This is a genomic window from Collimonas sp. GW821-FHT02H07, from assembly GCF_059421505.1.
In genome coordinates this window covers 26,257-38,589 of record NZ_JBWKVC010000009.1, presented here as the reverse complement: position 1 = coordinate 38,589, position 12,333 = coordinate 26,257, and the positions used below count along the sequence as shown (strand labels likewise).

At 61.2% G+C, this 12,333-nt stretch carries 10 protein-coding genes and 1 tRNA gene; 6 read left to right on the top strand and 5 right to left on the bottom strand.

Annotation, left to right across the window (positions count from 1 at the left end; genetic code table 11):
* Window positions 1-268 precede the first annotated feature (268 nt).
* Window positions 269-2,497 (top strand): patatin-like phospholipase family protein, encoded by a 2,229-nt coding sequence (locus AC07V8_RS15090; RefSeq protein WP_494679273.1) that lies wholly within the window; start codon window positions 269-271, stop codon window positions 2,495-2,497.
* Window positions 2,498-2,509: 12 nt separating this feature from the next.
* On the opposite strand, the gene AC07V8_RS15085 is transcribed toward AC07V8_RS15090, so the two are convergent.
* Window positions 2,510-3,316, bottom strand: a complete 807-nt coding sequence (locus tag AC07V8_RS15085; protein ID WP_494679242.1) for an alpha/beta hydrolase — start codon at window positions 3,314-3,316, stop codon at window positions 2,510-2,512.
* Window positions 3,313-4,617 (bottom strand): MASE1 domain-containing protein, encoded by a 1,305-nt coding sequence (locus tag AC07V8_RS15080; RefSeq protein ID WP_494679243.1) that lies wholly within the window; start codon window positions 4,615-4,617, stop codon window positions 3,313-3,315. Before AC07V8_RS15080 ends, AC07V8_RS15085 begins: the two co-directional genes overlap by 4 nt.
* Before the next feature lie 252 nt (window positions 4,618-4,869).
* On the opposite strand from AC07V8_RS15080, the gene AC07V8_RS15075 reads away from it, so the two are divergent.
* A complete protein-coding gene (locus AC07V8_RS15075; RefSeq protein ID WP_494679244.1) occupies window positions 4,870-5,496 on the top strand; it encodes a lytic polysaccharide monooxygenase in 627 nt (208 codons plus the stop codon).
* A gap of 243 nt (window positions 5,497-5,739) precedes the next feature.
* Here AC07V8_RS15075 and AC07V8_RS15070 read toward each other — a convergent pair.
* Window positions 5,740-5,824, bottom strand: a tRNA-Leu gene (locus tag AC07V8_RS15070).
* Between the two features lie 165 nt (window positions 5,825-5,989).
* Between AC07V8_RS15070 and rnr the strand changes: the two genes are divergently transcribed.
* The 4 genes from rnr (at window position 5,990) to AC07V8_RS15050 (ending at window position 10,956) form a co-directional block, all read left to right on the top strand.
* The gene (rnr, locus tag AC07V8_RS15065) at window positions 5,990-8,446 is read left to right on the top strand and encodes a ribonuclease R (RefSeq protein ID WP_494679245.1); all 2,457 of its coding nucleotides are present in this window, start codon (window positions 5,990-5,992) and stop codon (window positions 8,444-8,446) included.
* A gap of 66 nt (window positions 8,447-8,512) precedes the next feature.
* A complete protein-coding gene (gene rlmB / locus AC07V8_RS15060) occupies window positions 8,513-9,256 on the top strand; it encodes a 23S rRNA (guanosine(2251)-2'-O)-methyltransferase RlmB (RefSeq protein ID WP_494679246.1) in 744 nt (247 codons plus the stop codon).
* Window positions 9,257-9,456: 200 nt separating this feature from the next.
* Complete coding sequence (cysE, locus tag AC07V8_RS15055; protein WP_098496818.1) at window positions 9,457-10,206, top strand: serine O-acetyltransferase; 750 nt, start codon at window positions 9,457-9,459, stop codon at window positions 10,204-10,206.
* 24 nt (window positions 10,207-10,230) lie between these two features.
* A complete protein-coding gene (locus AC07V8_RS15050) occupies window positions 10,231-10,956 on the top strand; it encodes a YceH family protein (RefSeq protein ID WP_494679247.1) in 726 nt (241 codons plus the stop codon).
* 41 nt (window positions 10,957-10,997) lie between these two features.
* Here AC07V8_RS15050 and AC07V8_RS15045 read toward each other — a convergent pair whose 3' ends face one another.
* Both AC07V8_RS15045 and AC07V8_RS15040 read right to left on the bottom strand, forming a co-directional pair.
* Window positions 10,998-11,798, bottom strand: a complete 801-nt coding sequence (locus tag AC07V8_RS15045; protein ID WP_494679248.1) for a UDP-2,3-diacylglucosamine diphosphatase — start codon at window positions 11,796-11,798, stop codon at window positions 10,998-11,000.
* Window positions 11,799-11,827: 29 nt separating this feature from the next.
* A complete protein-coding gene (locus AC07V8_RS15040) occupies window positions 11,828-12,319 on the bottom strand; it encodes a peptidylprolyl isomerase (protein ID WP_494679249.1) in 492 nt (163 codons plus the stop codon).
* Window positions 12,320-12,333: the final 14 nt, after the last annotated feature.

Genomic DNA, 12,333 nt, shown 5'->3' with positions numbered 1-12,333 from the left:
CCCATATCAGGGCGCACGCCACGGCTTCAAGAGCGCGCGCCCTGGATAAAACATCGGATGTAGTGGCAGTGCCAAGGGCTTATTCAAATATAATCGTGCGGATCATTGTTTAACAATACCGATATCAGGTGTTTTCCTGCCAGTCATGCCCCTTTTGAAGCGAAATATTGTGAATTTCCGTCCGTTACGCAGCATCTGCGTCTATTTCGGCTGCCTGCTGCTGGGCCTTGCCCATGCCGGCGCTGCAAGCGCGGCGCCCGAGCTGGGAATGGATGCTATTAAAAAAGCAAGCGACAATCCTCAAGCCCGGCCGCGCATCGGCCTGGTGCTGTCCGGCGGCGGCGCCCGCGGCTATGCCCATCTGGGCGTGTTGCAGGCGCTGGAGAAAATGCATATCCCCATCGATTATGTCGCCGCCACCAGCATGGGCGCGGTAGTCGGCGGGCTGTATGCGAGCGGGCTGTCGGTTGATGAGCTGGGCCATATCCTCTCTGGCACCAACCTTAGCGATATCGCCTTTGACCGCAATGAGCGGGCCGACCTGCCGCAGTCGCAGCGCGAAGATGACTATCAATATCCGATCGGCCTGTCTGCCGGCTATGGCGACGGCAAGCTGAAACTGCCTAGGGGCCTGGTGCAAGGAAATAATCTGCTGGCGTTGCTGCAGAACTGGACCCCGCAGCTGCCGGCCAATATTTCCTTTGACAAGCTGCCGACGCCTTTCCGCGCGGTGGCGACCGATCTCGGCAGCGGCGAGGAAGTGATCCTCAGCCAAGGCTCCTTGCCGCGCGCAATCCGCGCCAGCATGGCGGTGCCGGGCTTGTTCGCGCCGCTCAAGCTGGACGGACGGACGCTGGTGGACGGCGGCCTGGTGCGCAACCTGCCGGTCGATCAGGCGCGCGAAATGGGGGCCGACATCATCATCGCCGTCAATATCGCCGCCGACCTGCAAGATCCGACCACGCTGGAATCGCCCACCGCGGTGGCGCAGCAGATGGTGACCATCCTGATCCGCCAGAACGTCAAGCGGCAGATCGATTCGCTCAAGAAGGACGACATCTTGATTGAGCCGGACATGGGCGACCTGGGCTTTGCCGATTTTTCACGCGGCAACGACGGCGTCAAGGCCGGCTACGACGCCGCCGAGCGGCAGCGCGCCAAGCTGGCGCCGCTGGCCTTGCCGCCGCAGCAATGGAAGGCCTATCTGGCCGCTCGCAACGGCGGGCCGGTACTGGCACAGAACACGCGCATCGACGCCATAGAAATCAACAGCAACGGGCGGGTGCCGGCAGCGGTGGTGCGGCGTTCGCTGAATGTCAAGGAAGGCGACTTCTACAACCCGATCGCGCTCAACAAGGATATGGCGAGCTTGTCGACCAACGGCGATTTCAAGAGCGTCACGCAGGAACTCGTGACCGAAAATGGCCGCAATGTGCTGAAGGTGGACGCCGACGATAAATCCTGGGGACCGCACTTCCTGTTGTTCGGCCTGGGCGTCTCCAATAGTTTCAATGGCCGCGGCGACTTCAATCTGCAGGTGGGGCATCGCCTGCCATGGATGACCGAAAGCGGCCTGGAGTGGCGCAACGACCTTGTACTGGGCAGCAAACAAGCCAGCCTGCATACCGAATTGCGGCAGCCGATCTGGAACACGGTCGGACTGTATGTGGCGCCTTATGCCGAGTACGCGCGCCGGCACATCGACCTGTATTCGGACGAGGGCACGGTCACTTCCAGCACCGTACCGGTGACAGCCTACCGGATAGACACCACCAAGGTAGGGGTCGATCTTGGCATGCCGATCGGCCGGCTCGGGGAGTTGCGCACGGGTGTCTATTATCAGTGGCTGGAGGGGAGGCCTACCTACAATTGGCCAATGGAATTCATCGATATCGCGCCGGAGCTGATATTCGACAGCTTTCGCGTAAAGCAGCCGGTGGTGCGTACGCAACTCACTGTCGACCAGCTCGACGACCCGCTGTTCCCGCGCAAGGGCTACTATCTTTCCGCGGTCAGCAATGTGGCTTTCGGCGGCGCCGCCAACAGTTACAGCGATGCCCAGGGCAAGGCGCTGTGGGCGGTCAGCCGCGGCGGCAACACGCTCAACCTGGCGCTGGAAGCGGCTGGCACTTACGGCAACGAGCAGAACGGCGCCGGCGCCAATGGCGGACTGGGATTCACGCTGGGCGGATTCCAGCATTTGTCTGCTTACGCACCCGATCAATTTTCCGGCAACTATCTGTTATATGGGCGCCTGACCTATTTGCGCGACATGCCTGGGCTGGATTTGCCTGGCTTGCGCAGTACGGTGCTGGGCACCAGCCTGGAGGTGGGCGATGTCTGGCAGAGCAAGGATGCTTTTGCCACAGGGCCGTTCAAGAAGAGCGCCAGCATGTTCTTGGGCGGCAACAGCTTCCTCGGACCTCTGTATTTTGGTGCGGCGATTGCTCCGCGCGGCGTCTGGAACCTGTATCTGCAGCTGGGACGGGTTTTCTAGGGATATGACGCGCTAAGCGTCAAGCTTGTCGGCGCCGCGCATTCGCCGCGCCGGCGCCGGCGGATAGCCGAAGAATTCCAGCACGCTGTTGGTGACCAGGTCGCGGTCGTTGTCGACGCAAATCATGTGGTAGCTGTTCTCCAGCACCACCACCCGCACATCCGGCAACGCCGCCCGCAGGAATTCGGCCGATTTCAGGCTGGTCAGTTCATCTTCGCGCGCATGCACCACCAGCGTCGGGCAGGAAATATCGCGGGCGCCGGCCAGCACCAGGCGGCGCAGGCGGTCGACCTGGCGGATGCAGGCCAGCGGCACCCAGCGATAGTGGAAATTGTCGCCGCGCGCGAACTTGGCCTTGACGATCGCCCGCACCGTGGCGTTCTTGATGCCGAAGGGCTCGTCTTCTTCCACTTTCATTTTGCCGGGCATGCCGGGGATGCAGTACACCAGGTGCCGCAGCTGGCGATACCATGGGGTCGACCAGCCATCGATGAAGACCGGCGGCGCCAGCGTCACCAGCTTGCCCTTGGCATGCCGCACGCGCTCGCACAAAGCCAGCGCCAGCAGCGAACCCAGGCACATGCCGAGCACATGGAAAGTGTCGTACTGCGGCGCCAGTTCCTGATACGCGGCGGTGACCGTGTCGAGCCAGTCTTCCATGCGCACGTCCACCAGATCCTCCGGCTGGCCGCCATGGCCGGGCAAGGTGACGGCATGGGTTTCCACTCCCGCACGCTGCAACACCTTGTGCATGGAGCCCAGATCGAATTGGGTGCCGCCCAGGCCGTGAATCAGCAGGGCGCCGGTACGAACGCTCATAGGGCGGAATGCCCCTGGCGCGGTTGCGGTTCGTCTTCCCGGATATGCAGGCGCCAGGCGCCTGCCACCATGGCGACCGATTCGTCGGCATCCAGCAGCACCGCGCTCATGTCGGTCATCTCGGTGGTGTGTCCGGCCGGCAGCAGCAGGCGAAAACGCAAATCGGGACGGACATCGTCGTCCATGTCGTCCAGCCAGCGGCTGCGCAGCTGCTGGCGATCGTCGGGGTGGACATGCGCCAGCACCTGGTCGAGCTCGCTGAAGGCATTTGCCGGCAGGCCCAGCAATCCTTGCAGATCGCCGTTCCAGCACAGCTTCCTGCTATGCGGATCCATGCTGTAGACCAGCTGGCGGCTGACGGTCAGCGCCAGTTCGACGTCGCTTTTCCATTGCGCGGCGTCTTCGTGCAATTGCTCGCGGGTGGTCTTGAGGGCGCTGATCAGCAGGCAGAGCAGGGCGGCCACGGCCAGGTAGAGCTGGGCTTCCAGCAGCGAATGCTTGGAATAGGTATCGGCGAAGGCGGCAAACGGCCCCTCGCCCTGCACCGTATTCAAGAGCGCAAAGAAGGCCAGCATGGCGACTGCCAGCGAGCCGCCGCGGCCGCCCCACAGCAGGGTTACCACGGCGGCGAAAAACAGCGGCACATAGGTCAGCGCAAAATTGACGCCGGCCGAAAAATTGCTCAGGCTGTGGCCATCGAAAATCAGGTAGGCAGTCACGCCGAGTGCAATGAAAGCCGCCAGCCCCAGCAGGAAATCGCTGCGGTCCATGCCGCCCGAACGCATGGCGTGGAAACGCGACCAGCCTGCCAGCACCGGCGTGACGATCAGGATCCCGACCAGGTCGGACGCCGCCCAGATGCACGCGGTCGGCCAGAACGGCACGTCTTTCACGATCAGGAACCAGGCCGCGCCGATCGCTGCGCTGACGGTGCTGCAGGCGACGCCGGCAATCAGCAGGCCGCGCACGAAATACAGGCCTTCCATCGGCAATTGCGTCATCCGCACCAGCGCCACGGCAATCGCGGCGACGCCGATTTCATCGAGGGCGAACAGCGTTACGCGCAACAGGTCGCGATTTTCAATCCAGCCCAGCAGCAGTTGCGCCAGCACGAAACCGATGATCACCGGCAGCCAGCGCGCCGTCCTGGTCAGCATGAACGCGGCCACCGTGACGCCGGCCGGCAGCCAGATATAGCCGGTAGCGGCGATCGGCCCGTTGAGCTGATGCGAGGTGTAGCCCATGACCAGATACAGCAAGCCCCATAGCAGGGCGATGACAGATTGGTTGGTCAGTTTCACTATAGATGTCCTTGTCGGTTTGCGGCTTCGTCCCTCTGCGCGCTTGCCAGGCGGTGCTTGAGGTGCTGCACATTATAGGATAAGTCTGATAATTATTAGACTGGCATTGAGCATCCTGGAGCGTCCGGGTCAATTGACAGGCAACTGTAAATGTTGCCAGTTACGCAGCTCCGTCCTTGGCCGCAGAATCGACCTGCCCGCCGCAGCGATGCGGCTATGCATTCGTTCACTGCAGACTCGTTAGGAGAAATAATGAAACGCATATCGTCCCGTCTGACTTTAATGCTGGCACTGGCGGCGCCGCTGGCGGCCCAGGCGCACGGCTACATCGATGCCCCTAAATCGCGCGCTTTCATGTGCAAGACGCAAGAGAATTCGGCTTGCGGCGCGATTCAGTATGAACCGCAAAGCGTGGAAGGTCCGAAGGGTTTTCCCGCAGCCGGTCCGGCCGACGGTACGATCGCGGCTGGCGGCCTGGCGCAGTTTTCCGAACTGAATGTGCAAACGCCGACGCGCTGGAAGAAAGTGGCGTTGAAGACCGGCGCTCTCGATTTCAACTGGTACTTCACCGCCGGCCACATGACGCAGGATTGGCGCTACTACATGACCAAGCAGGGCTGGGATCCGAGCCAGAAGCTGAGCCGGGACGCTTTTGATTTGCAGCCGTTTTGCGTCGTCAAGGGCGGTTTCGCGCCACCCAGCAACAGCCATGCCGCGCATCGTTGCACCATTCCGGCCAACCGCAGCGGTTATCACGTGATCCTGAGCACCTGGAATATCGCCGATACCGGCAATGCTTTCTATCAGGTCATCGATGCCCAGATCCAAGCGGGAACGACGGTGAATCCGCAGAAAGTGATGATCAATCCCTTCAAGTGAAATGATCCGGGGCGGGACTGACATCCCGCCCGGCAAAATGCCTATTCGATAGGCGTAGCGACCCGGCCGTTGTCACAGGCTGGGTTTTGTTGCGTCTGGAATTATTGAAGCTGGTAATATGCAGCGTGATGCAGCGTGTCACGTCCTCGCCGGATCGTCGTAATGCGCGTACTGCAGGGAAAAGTGCTGTTGCTGGAATCTTGCGGAGAGCCAGACCCCGAAAAGGGTCTGGTCTATGGTATATGGTGCCCACGGAGGGACTCGAACCCCCACACCTTGCGGCACATGGACCTGAACCATGCGCGTCTACCAATTCCGCCACGTGGGCTTGAGAGAGCGAGATTATAAGCTAATGCGAGAATATGTCAACTACCATTTGAAAGAAGATAGAGCAGGGCCGCAAAAGCGGAAGATATAAGCTGCTTGGTTAGGAGAATGCCGCAATCCTCCGTTACACTAAGCGTTGATGAATAACAACCAGTTGAAGAGCCTTTTGAGCCAATATTCCTACACAATTCCCAGCCGGGAGGAAATTCTCGGCCTTCTGCGGACCTCCTCCGAACCGCAAAACGCCGCCGCTCTGGCTGCCGCACTAAGTGTCAAACCCGATGAAATGGAAGGTTTGACGCGCCGCCTGAATGCCATGGAACGCGACGGACAGATCAAGCCTGACCGCGCCGGCATCTACAAACTGACCAATTCCCCCGGTTTTATCGAAGGCCGCGTCAGCAGTCATCGCGACGGTTTCGGTTTCCTGATTCCCGACGAGGGCGGCGACGACGTCTTCCTGCCCGAAAAGGAAATGCAGAAAGTGCTGCATGGCGACCGCGTTCAGGCGCGCATCGTCGGCACCGATCGCCGCGGCCGTCCTGAAGGGACGATTGTCGAAGTGGTGGAGCGCGCCAATACCCACGTCATCGGCCGTCTGCTGAATGAAAACGGGGTGTGGGTGATTGCGCCCGAAGACAAGCGCATCGGCCAGGACATCATCCTGGCAGGCTCGCCGGGCAAGGCCAAGGCCGGGCAGGTGGTGAGCGTGCAACTGACCGAACAGCCTTCGCGGTTTACCCAGCCGGTCGGCAAGATTGTCGAAATCCTCGGCGATATCGACGATCCGGGCATGGAAATCGAAATCGCAGTACGCAAGTACGGCGTGCCGCACGAATTTTCCGAAGCCGCAAAAAAACTGGCCGCCAAGCTGCCGGGCGAAGTGCGTGCCGCCGACCTGGCCGACCGCGTCGATTTGCGCGATGTGCCGCTGGTCACCATCGATGGCGAAGATGCGCGCGATTTCGACGATGCCGTCTATTGCGAACCGGTCAAGATCGGCCGCGCCAACGGTTATCGCCTGATCGTGGCGATTGCCGACGTCAGCCATTACGTCAAGCCGAACGATGCGCTGGACGTGGACGCGCTGGAGCGCAGCACCTCGGTGTATTTCCCGCGCCGCGTGATTCCGATGCTGCCGGAAAAACTGTCCAACGGCCTGTGCTCGCTCAATCCTGATGTCGACCGCCTGACCCTGGTGTGCGATGCCGTGATCAGCGCCAAGGGCGAGATCAAGGCTTACCAGTTTTATCCGGCGGTGATTCATTCCGCCGCCCGCCTGACCTATACCGAAGTGGCGGCGATCCTGGGCAACACCAAGGGTCCCGAAGCGGCCAAGCGTCCCGGCCTGGTGCCGCACCTGCTGCATCTGTACGAAGTGTTCCATGCGCTGCTGCAGGCGCGGCAGGCGCGCGGCGCCATCGATTTCGAGACCACCGAAACCTACATCGTCTGCAATGCCGCCGGCAAGATCGAAAAGATCCTGCCGCGCACCCGCAACGATGCGCACAAGGTGATCGAAGAATGCATGCTGGCGGCCAACGTTTGCGCTGCCGACCTGATGGAGCGTCACAAGCATCCGGGTCTGTTCCGCATTCATGCCCATCCGACCAAGGAAAAGCTGACGATCCTGCGCACCTTCCTGAAACAGGTCGGCCTCAATCTGGCTGGCGGCGATACGCCTTCGGCTTCGGATTACGCCGAGCTGATGCCGAAGATCAAGGCGCGGCCGGATGCGATCCTGCTGCAGACCATGATGCTGCGCTCCATGCAGCAAGCGGTCTACAGCCCGGAAAACATCGGCCACTTCGGCTTGTCGTATGAATCGTATGCGCATTTCACCAGCCCGATCCGGCGCTATCCCGACCTGCTCACGCACCGGACCATCAAGGCCATCCTGCAAGGCAAGCGCTACGATCCGAAAGGGCTCGACACCAGCGCGCTGAACACCATGCTGTCGCCGGCCGGCCGCAAGAAGCAGGCGGAAGACAAGGCGGCAGGCAAGAAGAAAAACGAAGGCAGCCTGGCGATCTGGGAAGCGCTCGGCGTGCACTGTTCGGCTAATGAGCGGCGCGCCGATGAGGCTTCACGCGATGTCGAAGCCTGGCTCAAGTGCTATTTCATCCGCGACAAGCTGGGCGAGGAATTCACAGGCGTGATTTCCGGCGTCGCCACCTTCGGCATCTTTGTCCAGCTGGATGCCTTGTATATCGAAGGCTTGGTGCACGTTACCGAACTCGGCGCCGATTATTTCCAGTACGACGAAGCGCGTCACGAATTGCGCGGCGAGCGCACCGGCATCCGTTACCAGCTGACCGACCGCGTCACGGTGCAGGTCAGCCGGGTCGACCTGGACGCCCGCAAGATCGACCTGCGCCTGGTCAACGAGCCGGGCATCAAGACAGTGCTCAAGAACGAAGCGCGGCGCGCCGACAATGAGCAAGGCCGCGGCGCCAAGCCCAAGGCTGGCGGCAAGGCTGCGCCGCAGAAAACCGCGAGGGTAACGACGGCCGCCAAGACCACACCAGCCGGCAAGGCAGGCAAAGCCAAGAAGGCCAACGGTCCTGCAGAGAAGGCGCGGGCGCCGAAGGGTTTCACGAAATCCAGCAAGCGCAAGCGCTAGATTGCTTTAAACAGTTAGCAGTCAGATTGAACCAGATAGATCCAGATAGATTCAGATAGATAGAATATGAAAAGTAAAATGATTTTCGGCTTTCACGCCGTCACCGCGCGTTTGCGCCATGAAGCGTCGTCGGTGGAAGAGATTTACGTGGATGCCAGCCGCGTCGACCGCCGCATGCAGGATTTGCTGCAGACAGCGAAAGCCGTGGGCGTGCGCGTCATCCCGGTGGATGACCAGCGCTTGTCGAATATTGTCGGCACCCGCCGTCACCAGGGCGTGGTGGCCAAGGCCGGCGAACTGTCGCTGGCGCGTAACCTGGATGAATTGCTGGATGCGATCGTCGGTCCGCCGCTGCTGCTGATCCTCGACGGCATCACCGATCCGCACAATCTCGGCGCCTGCCTGCGGGTTGCCGACGGCGCCGGCGCCCACGCCGTGATCGCTCCGAAAGACCGTGCTGTGGGCCTCAATGCCACGGCCGCCAAGGTCGCCAGCGGCGCCGCTGAAACAGTCCCTTATATTACCGTCACCAACCTGGCGCGCACTTTGCGAGAGTTGAAAGAACGTGAAATCTGGCTGATCGGCACCGATGAGGATGGCGAAAAGGGCTTGTATGAAGCCGATTTCTCGACCCCGGCTGCGATCGTGATGGGCTCCGAAGGCGAGGGCATGCGCCGCCTGACGCGTGAAACCTGCGATGTGCTGGTCAATGTGCCGATGTTCGGTTCGGTCGAAAGCCTGAACGTCTCGGTCGCGTCCGGCGTCTGCCTGTACGAAGCGCGCCGCCAGCGCATGGTCAAGGGTTGTTGATTCTGCTTCCGCACTACCTGTGCTGAGCCGGTCCGCCATGCGCTGGCGGACCGGCGCCTGGCACCTTTCCGGCCGCAGCTCGATTGCTGCTCAGTTGCTATTCAGTTGCTATTTTTGCGGCCGTTCCCGAAGTTCCGCGATAAAAGACGGCCGGCGTAATTTGGAATAACATTACGCCTCCGCATTCATTCGATATCCCTATGTTCAGCAACATTCGTGAAGACATTGCCAACATCATGGCACGCGATCCCGCCGCCCGCACCCAGTGGGAAGTGCTGACCTGCTATCCGGGGCTGCACGCCATCATCCTGCACCGCTGGGCGCACCATTGCTGGCACAACGGCTTCAAATGGCCGGGGCGCTTCATTTCGCATATCGCGCGCATTTTCACCGGGATTGAAATTCATCCTGGCGCCACTATCGGCCGCCGGGTCTTCATCGACCATGGCTTCGGCGTGGTGATCGGCGAAACCGCCGAAGTCGGCGACGACTGCACCATCTACCAGGGCGTCACCCTGGGCGGCACCTCGCTCAACAAGGGCGCCAAGCGCCATCCAACCCTGGCGCGCGGCGCCATCATCGGCGCCGGCGCGAAGGTGCTGGGCGGCTTCACCGTCGGCGAGGGCGCCAAGGTCGGCTCCAATGCCGTGGTGGTCAAGGAAGTGCCGCCGGGCGCAACGGCTGTCGGCAACCCGGCCCGCATCGTGCAGAAGGAAAGCGGCAGCGGCAAGGACGAAGCGGCGGCGCGCATGTTCGCGGCCTACGGCGTTACGCCGAACGGCGACGATCCCTTGTCGAAGGCGCTGCATGGCCTGATCGACAACGCCGCTGCGCAGGAGCACCAGATCGACCGCATCATCGCGCTGCTGAAGAAATCGGGCATCGCTTGCGAGAGCTTGCCCGAGCTGGAAAAATTTGATCCGGACCAGCTCAACAAGCTGGTTGAATAGGTCCGTGCACCAGGAGAACTGTCAATGAATCAAGACGACAACGGCATTGCCGGCGGCGAGCAGCCGCAAGCGGATGCTGTCCGCGCAGACGATTTTCTCGATCCCTTTGAAATCCGCGTACTCGCGGTGCTGGCCGAGAAAGAGGCGCTGACGCCGGATAACTATCCCTTGTCGCTGAACACGCTGACCAACGGCTGCAACCAGCTGTCCAGCCGCGATCCGGTGATGTCGATCAGCGAGTCCAGCGTGCTGGATATTCTGCAGCGCCTGATGCAGCGCAAGCTGGTGGTCGAGGTCAGGCAGGCCGGCGCCAGGGTCTCCAAGTACGAGCACCGGATGCGCATCAAATGGGTGCTGGAGCAAGACAAGCTGGCGGTATTGACGACCCTGATGCTGCGTGGCATCCAGACTGCCGGCGAGTTGCGCAGCCGCTGCGGCCGGCTGCATGAGTTCGCCAGCGTGGGCGAGGTGGAAACCGCCTTGCAGTTCCTGGTCGATAAATATCCGCCGCTGGTGGCGCGCCTGGCGAAAGCGCCGGGCACCAAGGAGCCGCGTTATGCGCACCTGCTGGCCGGCGAGGAAGCGCTTGAACAGCAGGCCATCGCGGATGCGATGTCGGGCAGCGCTTCCGTGGTCACGGGCGGCAGCCAGGACAGGATCGCCCAGCTTGAGGAAGAAGTGTCGGGCTTGCGGCGGCAAATGGATGATTTGAGCGCGCAGTTTGCGGAGTTCAAGCGGCAATTCGATTGATTGGCGGGGTCGCCTAGACGGGGTCGCTTAGAGCGGGCGGTCTAGGCCGGATCGTCTGGAATTTCCTGACCGTCATGGCCAAAGCGCCGGATCGTGCCGGCTGCATCGATGGCAATCCAGCCGCCGCGCTGCGCCTTGACGTCATATTCCCAGTCCGGCAGCACATAGCGTGTGCGGATGGCGTTATCCTGCTGCATCTGATGGCGAGCCGGCCTGTGCGTATGGCCGTGAATCAGCGTGCTGGCGGCGGTGGCGTCAAACAAGGCATTCACTGCCTCGGCGTTGACGTCCATGATTTCCATTGTTTTATGGCGCTGCTCTTCCTGGCTTTCCTTGCGCACGCCGGCGATGATCGCCTTGCGTTGCGCCAGCGGCAAGGCCAGGAATTGCGCTTGCCATTGTGGTTGCCGCACCTGCGCCCGGAACGCCATGTAGGCGAGGTCGTCGGTGCATTGGGCGTCGCCGTGGGCAATCGCCAGGCGCCGGCCCGCCACCTCAATCACTGAGGGGTCCGGCAGCATGGTCAGGCCGGCGGCCTGTGCGAAGCCTTCGCCCACCAGGAAATCGCGGTTGCCTGCGATCCAGAAAACCTCGACGCCGCTGGCGCTGACTTGCCGGATCGCGGCGGCGATTTCGCTGTTGTAGGGCGTTTCCAGGTCGTCGTCGCCAGCCCAATACTCGAACAGGTCGCCCAGCAGATACAGTTGCTGCACTTGCATCGCCCTGGCTTGCAGGAAATCCAGGAAGGCTTGCGTGGTGCGTGGATGCGCCGCCTGCAAATGCAGGTCGGAGATAAACAGTGCAACGGTAGCGGCTGGCTGGTTCGAGTCTGTGGCTGTCATGAAAGGGCCTGGGCTTGGAATAAGCGCTATTAAGCGACTACTTCAGCTTTTTCGATAATGACATCGGTTTCCGGCACATCGGCAAACATGCCGCTGCGCGTGGTCTTGACTTTTTCGATGGCATCGACAATGTCCTTGCCTTCAACGACTTTGCCGAAAACGCAATAGCCCCAGCCGTCCTGGCCAGGGTAGTCGAGGAAGCTGTTGTTCTTGACGTTGATGAAGAACTGCGCCGAAGCGGAATGGGGCGCCGAAGTACGCGCCATGGCCAGGGTATAAGGCTCGTTCTTGAGGCCGTTCTTGGCTTCGTTTTCGACTGGGTCGTTAGTCGGCTTTTGTTTCATGCCTGGCTCGAAGCCGCCGCCTTGCACCATGAAACCGGGAATCACGCGGTGGAAAATCGTGCCGTTGTAATGGCCGGCGTTGACATAGGCCAGGAAGTTTTCGACGCTCTTCGGTGCTTTTTCAGCGTCCAGTTCGATCTTGATCTTGCCGTGGTTGGTGGTGAGGATGACAGCCATGGTATTTCCTATTA